The organism is Thioalkalivibrio sp. ALE10 (assembly GCF_000381385.1).
GTDB lineage: Bacteria > Pseudomonadota > Gammaproteobacteria > Ectothiorhodospirales > Ectothiorhodospiraceae > Thioalkalivibrio.
In genome coordinates this window covers 164503-176776 of record NZ_KB906452.1, presented here as the reverse complement: position 1 = coordinate 176776, position 12274 = coordinate 164503, and the positions used below count along the sequence as shown (strand labels likewise).

The following is a 12274-nucleotide window of genomic DNA, read 5'->3' as shown; positions in this document are numbered from 1 at the left end:
CGTCTGTCGAGGGAAACGTGCACATCGAGCGGTGTTTCCCTAGGATTCGCATTCCCGATGCGATGCGCCGGAGGACCAGGATCCGGCGGTTGCCCCAGTTGCGGCGGTTCGAGAGAGGAATATGGAAGCTTCGCAGAAACTGATTCCCGGCTACGCCAACGCCAAGGCGACGCGCAAGTACGCCGAGTCGTTCCTCGCCGACGGGCGTGCGGCCGAGGGCCATTACAGCGAGTTCTCGCGCGCGCGGATGCGCCTGTCCAGTCTGGGCATCGGCACCTTTGGCGGGGCGGCCACCGCCGAGGTGGACGCGGCCATCTCCGCGATCGTGGCCCGCGGGCTGGCCGAGGGCATCAACGTGGTGGACACCTCCGCGCATTACCGCTATGGCCGCTCGCTGGCGGCCGTGGGCGCGGGCGTGCGCACGGCGCTGGAGGCCGGGGTCCCGCGCGAGGCGATGTTCCTGATCTCCAAGGGGGGCTTCCTGACCCTGCGCGGCGGTCAGCCGGACGACATGGACGCCTGGTTCCAGCGCGAGATCGAGGCCCCGGGCATGGGCACGAAGGAGGACCTGGCCAAGGGCGCGCATCTGCTGACGCCGGAATACATCCACTACCAGATGGAGCTGTCGCGCTCGCTGATGGGTGTGGAGACCCTGGATGCGTTCATCATCGACCAGCCGGAGGTGCACATCCACGAGATCGGCAAGGAACGCACCAACTGGAAGCTGGAGCCGGTGTTCGAGATGCTGGAGCGTGCGGTGCGCGACAAGAAGATCCGCGCCTACGGGATCTCGACCTTCGAGGGCTTTCGCGAGGAGACCGACGCCGCGGTGTTCCAGTCACTGACCTCGATTCAGGGGCTGGCCCAGCGTGCGGCGCAGACCGTGACCGGCGACGAGTTCGCGCGCGATCATTTCAAGCTGGCGATGCTGCCGTTCAATCAGGTGATGCTGGAGGGCTTCACGCGCTTCAATACGGCCACCGGGCAGGGCAACGTGGCCAGCCCGCTGCAGGCGGCGCATCAGCTGGAGATCTACATGATGGCCTCGCACACCATGCTCAAGGGCCACCTCGCGCAGCAGTCGGTGGAAGTGGTGGAGAAGGAGCTGGCGGGGCTGGCCAATCCGGCGCAGCGTGCGATGCAGTTCAATCGCTCGACGCCGGGTCTGGGAACCTCGCTGGTGGGCATGAGCACGCCGGAGCATCTGGACGACATGCTGGCGGTGATGCGCGAGCCGATGCTGGACAAGAAGGCCTACCTCGGCATGTTCAAGAAGGCCGAGGAGGATTAGCACCGGACCGCCATCTCCCGTGATGGCGAACCATCCACCCGGCGTCATTGCGAACCATCCGGCCCCCGTCATGGCGCCCCCCGTCATTGCGAGGAGCCGCAGGCGACGAAGCAATCTCCATCCGGAACCACCGGAGTCTCGATTGCACGCGCTCTGCAAGCTCGAGGAGATTGCTTCGTCGCTGCGCTCCTCGCAATGACGGGGGGGGTGAAGAACCTCGCAATGACGGGGGGGTGAAGAACCTCGCAATGACGGAGGGTTGAAGAACCACGCAATGACGGGGGGTCGAACAAACGCCGTGAAGAAACGACATCCACAAGGTCCAAGCCCATGCAGGTTGATCTGAAGGCCCTCGAATTTCCCGCGATCCAGCGCCTGCTGGAGCGCCTGACCGCCACGCCCTACGGCGCCGATGCCGCGCGCGGGCTGGAACCCGCCCCCAACCTGGAGGCGGCGCGCGCGCTGCAGAAGGCGGTGACCGTGGCCCGCCAGCGTCTGGATGCGGGCACGCTGCCGCGTCTGGGGCAGCTGCCGGACGTGCGCGCGGCGCTGCGCCAGGCCGGCAATCCGGGTTCCGCGCTGCCGGTGCAGGCGCTGCACAACCTGCAGACCATCATGCGCCATGCGCGCGAGCTGGCGGATCAGCTGGAGGATACCCCGGAGATCTACCCCGCGGACCTGAACAAGCTGTACCCGCCGGAGGCGCTGGAGCAGCGCCTGTCCGCCTGCCTGAACCCCGGCGGGTCCTTGCGCGAGGATGCCAGCGAATCGCTGGTGCAGGCCTTCGGCGAGCGCAACCGGCTGCGCGGCGAGGTCGAGACGGTGGTGCACAAGCGCCTGAACCAGTCGGACGTGGCGCAGACCGGCGAAGACGCGCTGAAGGTCCAGTGGCACCAGGAGCGTGCGGTGATGGTGCTGCGCGGCGATGCCGCCGGCGCGGTCAAGGGCGTGCGCCGGGGTACCGCGATGGGCGGGCGCGATCACATCATCGAGCCGATCGAGGCGGTGCCGCTGAACAACCAGCTGGATACCGTGAACGGCCAGATCAACAATGAGCAGCAGCGGCTGCTGCGCGAACTGACCGACACTGTGCGCGAATACGGCGAGCCGCTGGATCTGATGCTGACGGCGCTGACCTGGATCGACCTGGCCTCGGCCGCCGCGCAGCTCTCCGCGCAGATGAACGCCCACGCCCCGGCCCTGGAAGACCGTCCCGGGGTGGAACTGGCCGAGGCCTATCATCCGCTGTTGCTGCTGCAGTTCGCCGAGGGCAACGGGCCGCAGCCGGTGCCGCTGTCCATCCGTCTGGACGACGAGCAGCCGCTGCTGCTGATCACAGGCCCCAACACCGGTGGCAAGACGGTCGCGCTGAAGACTCTCGGCCTGCTGGTGACCATGGCCTGGTGCGGGCTGCACATCCCCGCCGAGCAGGACTGCCGCATCGGCCGTTTCGACCAGGTGATGGTGGACGTGGGCGACAACCAGAGCCTGCTGCACCACCTGTCGACGTTCGCCGGGCACGTGGCGGTGCTCAAGCGCATCCTGGACAACGCGGGTCCGGAGAGCCTGATCCTGCTGGACGAACTGGGGACCGGGACCGACCCGGACGAGGGCGCGGCGCTGGCGATGGCGATGCTGGACGAGCTGCGCGCGCGCGGCACCCGCGGGATCGTCAACACCCACCTGGCACCGCTGAAGGACTATGCCGCTCAGCAGGCGGGCATCCTCAACGCCTCCATGCAGTTCGACCCGGATACCCTGTCGCCCACCTATCGCCTGCTGATCGGCGAGCCGGGGGTGTCCTTCGGCCTGACCATCGCGGAGAAGGAAGGGTTGCCGGGGGACCTGGTGGCGCGCGCGCGCCAGCACTTCGCCGAGCTGCCCACCGCTCAGGCCGGCGCCGAACCCGACTGACGATCGGCTCCGCCGGGGCCGCCCCCGGAGATCGCCACGGCGCTGCGCGCCTCGCGATGACGGTGCTGGTTGCGTCCCGTCATCGCGAGGCCACGCCAGTTGTCTTTCGCCCTTGCGGGGCCCCGCGGGTTGTTTCCTGTTATTGCGAGGCCCCGCCAGGGGCCGTGGCAATCTCCGGACGGGGCCTCCGGCGTTGGGTTCCGCTCGCCCCGGGAAGGGCGGGGGTGCCGTGGCGTTGCGCCCCTCACGTGGACCGTGCTCGCTGGCGCGCCGTATGGCGTGAAGCGCGGGCGATTTCATATTAGTATGGTGGGCTATTTTGATTCGGCGTGTCCGCTCGGATCACGATCGCCCAACAGCCCCTGGTAAGGAACAACCGCCATGTCCGAGACCTCTGCATCGTCCACCGTCCTCACCGGTGCCGAAATCTTCGTCCGCAGTCTGCAGGCCGAAGGCGTTGACCTGGTTTTCGGCTACCCCGGCGGCGCGGTCCTGCACATCTACGATGCGCTGTACAAGCAGAGCCAGGTCTCGCATGTGCTGGTCCGCCACGAGCAGGGCGGGATCCATGCCGCCGAGGGCTACGCTAAATCCTCGGACAAGCCCGGCGTGGCCCTGGTCACCTCCGGTCCGGGGGCGACCAACGCAGTGACCGGCATTGCCGATGCGTACATGGATTCGGTGCCGCTGGTGGTGTTCACCGGCCAGGTGCCGACCAGCATGATCGGCAACGATGCCTTCCAGGAAGTGGACACCGTGGGGATCACGCGGCCCTGCGTGAAGCACAACTTCCTGGTCAAGGACGTGAAGGATCTCGCGACCACCATCAAGAAGGCCTTCTACATCGCCACCACCGGTCGCCCGGGTCCGGTGGTGGTGGATATCCCCAAGGATGTCACCGCCGACAGCTGCGAGTTCGAGTACCCCGAGAGCATCCACATGCGCTCCTACAACCCGAAGACCCGCGGCCACACCGGACAGATCCGGCGCGCGATCGAGCTGATCCTGTCGGCGAAACAGCCGATGATCTATACCGGCGGCGGGGTGGTGCTGGGTCGCGGCTCCGAGGCGCTGACCGAATTCACTCGCAAGCTGGGCTACCCCATCACCAACACCCTGATGGGGCTGGGCGCCTATCCGGCCTCGGACGAGCAGTTCGTCGGCATGCTGGGGATGCACGGGACCTACGAGGCCAACATGGGGATGCACCACGCGGACGTGCTGATTGCCATCGGCGCGCGCTTTGATGACCGCGTGACGGGCAACATCGAGAAGTTCTGCCCCCACGCGAAGATCGTGCATGTGGACGTCGACCCGGCCTCCATCTCCAAGAACGTGAAGGTGGACGTGCCCATCGTCGGCGAGGTGGAGCCGGTGCTGCGCGAGCTGATCCGCGCGCTGGACGAGAACGGCGGCCAGCCCGACGCCGACGCGCTGAAGGCCTGGTGGGACCAGATCCGCGAATGGCGCGGCCAGGACTGTCTCAAGTACGATCGCGATTCCGAGCTGATCAAGCCGCAGTTTGTGGTGCAGAAGTTCTGGGAGCTGACCGGCGGCGACGCCTTCGTGACCTCCGACGTGGGCCAGCATCAGATGTGGGCGGCGCAGTTCTACGGCTTCGACAAGCCCAACCGCTGGATCAACTCCGGCGGTCTGGGAACCATGGGCGTGGGACTGCCGTTCGCGATGGGCGTGCAGTTGGCACATCCGGATGCGACGGTGGGCTGCATCACCGGCGAGGCCAGCATCCAGATGTGCATGCAGGAGCTGTCGACCTGCTATCAGTACCAGCTGCCGCTGAAGATCCTGAACCTGAACAACCGCTACATGGGGATGGTGCGGCAGTGGCAGGAGTTCTTCTACCAGGGCCGCTATGCGATGTCGTACATGGATGCGCTGCCCGATTTCGTCAAGCTGGCGGAGGCCTACGGCCACGTGGGCATCCAGGTCGACAAGCCGGGCGACGTGGAGGGCGCGCTGAAGGAGGCCCTGGCGCAGAAGGACCGCCTGGTGTTCCTGGACTTCATCACCGATCAGTCCGAGAACGTCTATCCGATGATCCCGGCCGGTGCCGGTCAGAACGAAATGATCCTGGTCTGACAGGGAAGGATTCCGTATGCGTCACATCATCAGTGTCCTGCTGGAGAACGAATCCGGTGCCCTGTCACGGGTGGCCGGCCTGTTCTCGGCCCGCGGCTACAACATCGAATCGCTGACCGTCGCGCCCACCGACGACCCCACGCTCTCACGCATGACGATCGTCACCAGCGGCTCGGACGAGATCGTCGAGCAGATCACCAAGCAGCTGAACAAGCTGATCGACGTGATCAAGCTGCTCGACCTGACCTCCTATCCGCATATCGAGCGCGAGATGGCGATGGTCAAGGTCCGCGTGGACGAACCCGGCGACCGCGAAGAAGTGAAGCGCCTCGCCGATATCTTCCGCGGCCGCATCATCGACGTCACGCAAAAGACCTACGTCATCGAAATCACCGGGGAGGGCTCCAAGCTGGATGCTTTCCTTCAGGCCCTGGAGCCCTTCCCCGTGCAGGAGGTGGTGCGCTCCGGGGTCATGGGCATCGCGCGCGGGGACGTCACGCTCCAGATCTGAACACCTTTCACCGATTGCCAAGGAAACCGCAATGAAGCTCTATTACGACAAAGACGCCGACCTCTCCATCATTCAGGGCATGAAGGTGGCCATCATTGGCTACGGCTCGCAGGGACACGCCCATGCGAACAACCTGAAGGATTCCGGCGTGGACGTCACCGTCGGCCTGCGTGCCGGTTCCGGTTCGCGCGCCAAGGCCGAGGAAGCCGGCCTGAAGGTGGCCGACGTGTCCGACGCGGTGGCCGCCGCCGATCTGGTCATGGTGCTGGCCCCCGACGAATACCAGGCGAAGCTCTACAGCGAGGAGATCAAGCCCAACCTCAAGCAGGGCGGCACCCTGGCGTTCGCCCATGGCTTCACCATCCATTACAACCAGATCGAGCCGCGCGGCGACCTCGACGTGATCATGATCGCGCCCAAGGCGCCGGGTCACACCGTGCGCTCGGAATTCGCCCGCGGCGGTGGCATTCCCGACCTGATCGCCATCGAGCAGGACGCCTCCGGCAAGGCGCGTGACATCGCGCTGTCCTATGCCTCGGCGATCGGCGGCGGCCGCACCGGCATCATCGAGACCAGCTTCCAGGACGAGACCGAGACCGACCTGTTCGGCGAGCAGGCCGTGCTGTGCGGCGGCGCGGTGGAGCTGGTCAAGGCCGGCTTCGAGACCCTGACCGAGGCGGGCTATGCCCCGGAGATGGCCTACTTCGAGTGCCTGCACGAGCTCAAGCTGATCGTCGACCTGATGTACGAGGGCGGCATCGCCAACATGAACTACTCCATCTCCAACAACGCGGAGTACGGCGAGTACGTGACCGGCCCGAAGGTCATCAACCAGCAGTCCCGCGAGGCCATGCGCGAGGCCCTGCACAACATCCAGACCGGCGAGTACGCCAAGCGCTTCATCCAGGAAGGGGATACCAACTATCCCTCCATGACCGCGAATCGCCGCCGCAACGCCGCCCACGAGATCGAGCAGGTGGGTGAGCGGCTGCGGGCGATGATGCCCTGGATCCAGGCCAACCAGCTGGTCGACAAGTCGCGCAACTGATCCGCGGCACCACCGGCCCCGGGCGCGGGCCGCGGAGGAGGCATGCTGTTTCCGGTAGCGAAGGAAGGCCGCCTGTTCGTCATCGTCACCGCCTGGATGGCGGTGATCACGCTGCTGTCCGGGCTGGCGGATCTGGGTCTGTTCCTGGTCATCCTGATGCTGGCCCTGATGGCCCTGTTCCGCGACCTGCGGCGCCGGGCGCCGGCCCAGGCCCTGGGCCTGGTGGCCCCGGTCGACGGCGTAGTGGAATCGGTGGAGACCACCACCGACCCGTTCACCGGGCGCGAGGCCGAGCGCATCCGCATGCGCCAGCGCTATCTCGGCGAATACAACATCCATGCCCCGCAGGAGGTCGAGGTGCGCGAGCGCGTCTGGCCGGGGCAGGAGACGGATCGCGAGCCCGATCCGCAGCTCGCCGGCCGGCTTGCGTTCGCGCTGGCCACCGACGAGGATGACCGCATGACCCTGGCTCTCGGCGTGACGCACTGGCCGCGGTTCATCCGCATGGCGGAGGTGCTGCCCGGCAACCGGCTGGGCCGTGGCAAGCGCATCGGGTTTGCCGGTTTCGGCGGTCGTGCGGAGCTGTGGCTGCCCCGGGGCTCGCACGTGATGGTGCGGCCGGGGCAGGTCGTGCTGGCGGGGACGACCCTGCTGGGCGGGCTCCCGCCGCGCGAGCCGGGTGATCAGGGCGGCGCCGTGGAGCTGGCCGAATGAATCCCGACGAAGACCCCGACATCATCCGTGGCGAGGACGAGCTGGACGACGAGCCTCCGCGTTCGCGGCGGCGGCGAGGTGTGTTCCTGCTGCCCAACCTGTTCACCACCGGGGTCCTGTTCTCCGGATTCCTGGCGATCGTGTCCGCCATCGACGGGGAGTTCATTACCGCGGCCATCGCGGTCTTCGTGGCCATGGTGCTGGATACCCTGGACGGCCGGGTCGCGCGCATGACCGATACCCAGAGCGAGTTCGGCGCGCAGTTCGATTCGCTCTCCGATCTGGTCTCCTTCGGTCTGGCCCCGGCACTGGTGGTGTACCTGTGGCAGCTGCAGGACCTGGGCAACTTCGGCTGGGTGGCCGCGTTCTTCTTTGCCACCGCGGCGGCGCTGCGACTCGCGCGTTTCAACAGCCGCCTGGCGGTGACCGACAAGCGCTTCTTCCAGGGCTTGCCCAGTCCCGCCAGTGCGGCACTGCTGGTGGGGACCGTCTGGGTGGTCGAGGACCTCGGCATGGCCGCGGAGCTGGGGGACACCGGGGCGGTGGCGGTGCTGATCATCACCGTGCTCGCCGGGGCGGCAATGGTCAGTAACCTGACCTACTTCAGTTTCAAGGACATGGACTTCCGCCACCGGGTCCCGTTCCTGGCCATGCTGGGCGTGGTCGGGGCGCTGATGCTGGCGGCCCTGGATCCGCCCAAGATGCTGCTGGCCGGGTTCGTGGTGTATGCGCTGTCCGGGCCGCTGCTGACGCTGGTGCGCTGGCAGCGCCATCGGCGCCGCGGCCGTGCCCCGCAAGCCTGAGCGGGGAGGCGGGCGTGGAACTCTCGCGGCACAAGCGGCGCATCCTCGCCGACATGGGCATCCCGTTGTGGCGGGCGCGCGCGTCGGCGGATACCGGCGCCGCGCCGGAAGCGTCCCCGGAGCCACCACCTGAATCCCGGGCCGGCCTGACCGTGGAGCAGGAGCCGCGGGAGTCGTCCGTGGCGGCCACGGGCATCGACTGGCAGGCCCTGCATGATGAAGTCGCGGGCTGCACTGCCTGCAGCGAGCTCGTGGCCAGCCGGCGGCAGACGGTCTTCGGGGTGGGCGATACCGGCGCCCGCTGGCTATTCGTCGGCGAGGCCCCGGGTGCCGAGGAGGATCGTCGCGGCGAGCCCTTCGTCGGGCGGGCCGGGCAGCTGCTGGACAACATGCTGGCGGCGCTGGGACTGGATCGAGAGCACGACGTGTTCATCGCCAATATCCTGAAGTGCCGGCCGCCCAACAATCGGGATCCGAAGCCGGAGGAGGCACGGGCCTGCCGCGGTTTCCTGGATCGCCAGATCGAGGCGATCGCCCCGGAGGTCATCGTGGCGCTGGGGCGGGTCCCGGCGCACCAGCTGCTGGAGACCGAGACCGCGGTGGGGCGCCTGCGCGGGCGCGTCCACGAGTATCGCGGCATTCCGCTGGTCGTGACCTGGCATCCGGCCTATCTGTTGCGTTCGCCGCGGGAAAAGGCGCGTGCCTGGGAGGACCTGCAGCGGGCGCGTGCGTGCCTGCCGTCCGCGGCCACCGACTGAACCACCGGCTCCATCCGGGGGTCGACTCCTGCACGAGGGAAGATGACCGATGAGTGCCGAAGCCCGAACCCGACCCGAACTGCGGCGCATGCAGCTGGCCGACATCGATCGCGTGATGGTGATCGAGCGCCAGGCGTATGACTATCCCTGGACCGCGCGGATCTTCCAGGACTGCCTGAAGGTCGGTTACGACGGCTGGATCCTGTCCGTCGATGGCCGTCAGGTGGGGCATGCGATCCTGACCGTGGCCGCCGGCGAGGCGCATCTGCTGAATCTGACGGTGGATCCGCGCTGGCAGGGCTACGGGCTGGGGCGCTTCATGCTGCGCCGGCTGCTGGCCTGTGCCTGCGCTGAACGCGCCGAGGCCCTGTTCCTCGAGGTGCGCCCTTCCAACGCCGCGGCCGTGCAGCTCTACCGTTCGGAGGGCTTCGAGCACATTGGCACCCGGCCGCGTTACTACCCGCTTCCCAGCGGCCGCGAGGATGCCTGGGTGCTGCGCCGCAGCTGCGAGGAACCGGCGGGGGCCTAGGGAAACGCTGATCAGCGTTTCCCTGGCGCATTCTGCGGTCAGGGTGCGCAAAAATACACTGCCGGTTTTGCGGTTCCACGGGCTTGTGTCTATTCTCAGGGTCTTACGACCGGTTCCGTATCGAGGCTGTGATGAAAAAGTCCCTTCTTGCCCTGACCGCGGCCCTGCCGCTCCTGTTGACTGCCGGCCAAACAGCGGCCACCGAATTCGGTTACGACGAAGCCGAACGCCAGCAGGAACTGCTGGGCGTCTGGTTCGGAATCCGTGAACGCAATGCGCAGCGCGGCGACCGTGACGCGCAGTTCGACGTGGGCATGGCCCATTACACCGCGCGTGGCACCGAACAGGACGACGCGGCGGCAGCCGAATGGTTCGCGCGGGCCGCCGAGCAGGGGCATGCGCGCGCGCACTACTTCCTCGGCTACCTCCATGCCACCGGACGCGGGGTCCCCGTGGACGCGGAGAAAAGCGACGAACACTACCGTCGCGCGGCGGAACTGGGCGACATGGATGCCCAGTATCACCTCGGACGGGACCTGCTGGCGGACGAATCGGCCGATCCGGCCGAAGCCGCGGAATGGATCGAACGCGCCGCCGGTCAGGGGCTGGCCTCCGCCCAGTATCACTGGGGCTACCTGCTGGAGACCGGGCGCGGGGTCGAGCGTTCGGTGGACGACGCCGTCGAGTGGTATGTGCTCGCGGCGGAGCAGGGCAACGCCCAGGCCCAGCGCGGGCTCGGGCGCCTGCACATGGCCGGCCGCGGCGTGAATCGCGACCGGGTCCAGGCCTGGGTCTGGTACAGCCTCGGCGACGATGGCGAGCACGTGGAACGCCTGGAGTCCCGCATGAGCGAGGCCGAGCTGGCGGCCGCGCGCGAGAGCCTCGCCGAGCAGCGCACGGCCATGCGCACCGAAGCCGCCGTACGCTGAACCGTTTCCGCCCGCCGCCCAATGCGGCGGGCGGAATACGTTAGAATGTCGGGCTTTCTCCCCGTACGGGACCCGACTGATGTCCTTTGTCGACGAGACCGCCCGCCGCCGGACCTTTGCGATCATCTCGCATCCGGACGCGGGCAAGACCACCATGACCGAAAAGCTCCTGCTGTACGGCGGCGCGATCCAGCTCGCCGGTACGGTCAAGGGGCGCAAGTCCGCGCGCCACGCCACCTCCGACTGGATGGCGATGGAGCAGTCGCGCGGGATCTCGGTCACCTCCTCGGTGATGCAGTACCCCTACAAGGGGCGCATGGTGAACCTGCTGGATACCCCGGGGCATGCGGACTTTTCCGAGGATACCTACCGCACGCTGACCGCCGTCGACTCCGCGCTGATGGTCATCGACGCGGCCAAGGGCGTGGAGGACCGCACCATCAAGCTGATGGAGGTCTGCCGCCTGCGCGATACCCCGATCATGACCTTCGTCAACAAGATGGACCGCGAGGGGCGCGAGCCGATCGAACTGCTGGACGAGGTCGAGGACGTGCTGAAGATCCAGTGCGCCCCGGTCACCTGGCCGATCGGTTCCGGCAAGCGTTTTCGCGGCGTCTACCATATCCGCCGCGATGCGGTGCACTTGTACGACCCGGAGCAGGGCGGCAAGAAGTCCACCGGCGAGATCATCGAGGGCCTCGACAACCCGCGCCTCGACAAGGTCCTGGGGACCCAGGCCGAAGAGCTGCGCGAGGAACTGGAGCTGGTGCAGGGCGCCTCGCACGAGTTCGATCCGGACGCCTATCTGCGCGGTGAGCAGACCCCGGTGTTCTTTGGTTCGGCGATCAACAACTTCGGTATCGAGGAACTGCTGGACGACTTCGTCGAGTTTGCCCCCGGTCCGCTGCCGCGTCCGGCGTATTCACGGGGGGTCGAGCCTACCGAGGAGAAGTTCACCGGGTTCGTGTTCAAGATCCAGGCGAACATGGATCCCAATCACAGGGATCGCATCGCCTTCATGCGCATCTGCTCCGGCACCTTCGACAAGGGCGCGAAGCTGCGCCACGTGCGCATCGGCCGCGACGTGAAGATCCCGGACGCACTGACCTTCCTCGCCTCCGATCGGGAACACGTGGAGACCGCCTATCCCGGCGACATCATCGGCATCCACAACCACGGGACCATCCGCATCGGGGACACCTTTACCCAGGGCGAGGATCTGACGTTCAAGGGCATCCCCAACTTCGCGCCCGAGCTGTTCCGCCGCGCGCAGCTGAAGGATCCGCTGAAGATGAAGCAGCTGACCAAGGGGCTGCAGGAGCTGTGCGAGGAAGGCGCGACCCAGCTCTACCGCCCGCTGACGAACAACGACCTGATCCTGGGGGCGGTGGGGGTGCTGCAGTTCGACGTGGTCGCCGAACGCCTGCGCACCGAGTACAAGGTGGAGGCGCAGTTCGAGAACGTGAACGTGCAGACCGCGCGCTGGGTGGAAAGCGACGATCCGAAGAAGCTGGCGGAGTTCAAGGAAAAGGCGGCGAACAACCTCGCCCTCGACCATGCCGGGGATCTGGTCTATATCGCCCCCACGCGGGTGAACCTGCAGATGGCCGAGGAGAAATGGCCGGAGATCCGCTTCCTGGCCACTCGCGAGCACGGACAGCCGGGGGAGTAGCGCCC

Annotated in this window: 11 protein-coding genes; all 11 read left to right on the top strand. The window is 67.1% G+C overall.

All coding sequences use genetic code 11. The annotated features are described in order from the left end of the window. Positions 1-121: 121 nt before the first annotated feature. Positions 122-1291: an aldo/keto reductase gene (locus tag F788_RS0107315; protein ID WP_019589743.1), complete on the top strand. Its 1170-nt coding sequence runs from the start codon at positions 122-124 to the stop codon at positions 1289-1291. A gap of 330 nt (positions 1292-1621) precedes the next feature. Then, on the top strand, positions 1622-3205 hold the full coding sequence (locus tag F788_RS0107310; protein ID WP_019589742.1) for a DNA mismatch repair protein MutS: 1584 nt from the start codon (positions 1622-1624) through the stop codon (positions 3203-3205). A 381-nt stretch (positions 3206-3586) separates the two neighbouring features. Next, positions 3587-5305 carry a biosynthetic-type acetolactate synthase large subunit gene (gene ilvB, locus F788_RS0107305; protein WP_019589741.1) on the top strand — a complete coding sequence of 573 codons (1719 nt, stop codon included), beginning with the start codon at positions 3587-3589 and terminating at the stop codon, positions 5303-5305. 16 nt (positions 5306-5321) lie between these two features. Beyond that, on the top strand, positions 5322-5816 hold the full coding sequence (ilvN, locus tag F788_RS0107300) for an acetolactate synthase small subunit (RefSeq protein WP_018870296.1): 495 nt from the start codon (positions 5322-5324) through the stop codon (positions 5814-5816). Between the two features lie 31 nt (positions 5817-5847). Beyond that, positions 5848-6864 carry a ketol-acid reductoisomerase gene (gene ilvC / locus F788_RS0107295; protein WP_019569659.1) on the top strand — a complete coding sequence of 339 codons (1017 nt, stop codon included), beginning with the start codon at positions 5848-5850 and terminating at the stop codon, positions 6862-6864. Between the two features lie 42 nt (positions 6865-6906). Then, positions 6907-7578: a hypothetical protein gene (locus tag F788_RS0107290; RefSeq protein WP_019569660.1), complete on the top strand. Its 672-nt coding sequence runs from the start codon at positions 6907-6909 to the stop codon at positions 7576-7578. Next, complete coding sequence (gene pssA / locus F788_RS0107285) at positions 7575-8381, top strand: CDP-diacylglycerol--serine O-phosphatidyltransferase (RefSeq protein ID WP_018870293.1); 807 nt, start codon at positions 7575-7577, stop codon at positions 8379-8381. The genes F788_RS0107290 and pssA overlap by 4 nt, the downstream gene beginning before the upstream one ends. A gap of 14 nt (positions 8382-8395) precedes the next feature. Next, entirely contained in the window at positions 8396-9139 is a 744-nt protein-coding gene (locus F788_RS0107280; RefSeq protein ID WP_019589740.1) for a uracil-DNA glycosylase family protein, read from the top strand. Positions 9140-9188: 49 nt separating this feature from the next. Further along, the gene (gene rimI / locus F788_RS0107275; RefSeq protein ID WP_019021814.1) at positions 9189-9668 is read left to right on the top strand and encodes a ribosomal protein S18-alanine N-acetyltransferase; all 480 of its coding nucleotides are present in this window, start codon (positions 9189-9191) and stop codon (positions 9666-9668) included. Between the two features lie 131 nt (positions 9669-9799). Then, the gene (locus F788_RS0107270) at positions 9800-10597 is read left to right on the top strand and encodes a tetratricopeptide repeat protein (RefSeq protein WP_019589739.1); all 798 of its coding nucleotides are present in this window, start codon (positions 9800-9802) and stop codon (positions 10595-10597) included. Positions 10598-10676: 79 nt separating this feature from the next. Beyond that, positions 10677-12269, top strand: coding sequence for a peptide chain release factor 3 (locus F788_RS0107265; RefSeq protein ID WP_019589738.1), 1593 nt, complete (start codon positions 10677-10679; stop codon positions 12267-12269). The last annotated feature ends 5 nt before the right edge of the window (positions 12270-12274 follow it).